The sequence below is a fragment of the Planomicrobium soli genome (assembly GCF_003014655.1).
Taxonomy (GTDB): domain Bacteria; phylum Bacillota; class Bacilli; order Bacillales_A; family Planococcaceae; genus Planococcus; species Planococcus soli_B.
In genome coordinates, this window is sequence record NZ_PYAT01000033.1 from 1 (window position 1) to 1,433 (window position 1,433).

General features: G+C 49.8%; 1 protein-coding gene. It reads left to right on the forward strand.

Annotated elements, in window-relative coordinates; all coding sequences use genetic code 11:
- Positions 1–21: 21 nt before the first annotated feature.
- Positions 22–1,433, forward strand: a 1,412-nt coding sequence (locus B0H99_RS17635) for an IS1182 family transposase (RefSeq protein ID WP_106534964.1), incomplete at its 3' end; no start/stop codon positions are given.

Here is a 1,433-nt window from a genome sequence, read left to right on the forward strand (position 1 = left end):
TAACTTCAAGGAGGGATAACCATGATGCCAGACAGACCGTCCATGAAACCCAGTCCTTATGCCGCCCTTTATGATCTTGTCATCCCCCACGACCACATTTTCCGACGCATCAATGAGCTGGTCGATTTCTCCTTCGTAACCCAGGAACTGGCGGAGAAGTACTGTTCTGACAATGGCCGGATGGCCATCCATCCCATTCGCATGGTCAAATACCTGCTCCTAAAAAGCATGAATCCTCTGTCCGATGTGGATCTGGTCGAACGCTCCAAGTTCGATCTCTCCTATAAGTTTTTCCTGGATATGGCCCCAGAGGAAGCGGTGATTGACCCAAGTTCGCTAACCAAATTCCGTAAGCTTCGCCTCCAAGACAGCCAGCTCTTAGACCTCCTCATCGAAAAGACCGTAGCCATTGCGCTTGACCTTGGCTTGATTGAAACCGGGACCCTTATCGTCGATGCCACCCATACCCAATCCCGCTATAACTTGAAAAAACCACAAGAGATCCTGCAGGATCAGTCCCGTAAATTGCGTAAAAACATTTATTCAGTGAATGAGTCCCTGAAGGAACAGTTTCCGAAGAAGAATACGAAGGATGATCTCGAAGCCGAACTCCATTACTGCAAGGAATTGATCGCTGCGATTGAACGGGTTCCCGGTCTTTCGGCCAATCCAAAAATCGGGGAATCGCTTCGTCTCCTGGAAGAAACGATGGCGGATGACATCGAACAACTGCGCTGTTCTAAGGATCCGGATGCCCGAACCGGGCATAAATCTGTGGACACCTCCTTTTTCGGCTATAAAACCCATCTTGCGATGAGTGTGGAGCGACTCGTCACGGCGGCTATCGTGACCACCGGTGAAAAGAGTGATGGGAAACTTCTTCAGTCCCTCATTGAGAAGAGTTGCGCCGCTGGCGTCCATGTGAATACGGTCATTGGAGATACGGCGTATTCGGAGAAAAACAATCTGCAGTATGCGGAGAAAAATCACATCTGTCTCCTTTCCAAGCTGAACCCCAATATTACAGATGGCCATCGAAAAAAAGAAGACGAATTCGACTTCAATAAAGACGCGGGCATGTACGTCTGTAAAGCAGGCCATCTGGCGATCCGGAAAGCCCGGCAAGGGAAAAAAGGCGTCGGAACGAATCAAGCGGACACCTATTTTTTTGATATCGAACGCTGTAAGCGTTGCCCGCTGCGGAAAGGCTGTTATAAGGAAGGCGCCAAAAGCAAGACGTACGCTGTCACCATTCAATCCACCGAACATGCCATCCAGAGGGATTTCCAAGAAAGTGAGTTCTTCAAAAAAGCGGTCAAAGAGCGCTACAAAATTGAAGCCAAGAACAGTGAACTGAAGAATCGGCACGGCTATCGGGTGACGTCCGGCGCCGGATTGAGCGGCATGGCCTTACAGAGCGCCATGGCGATTTT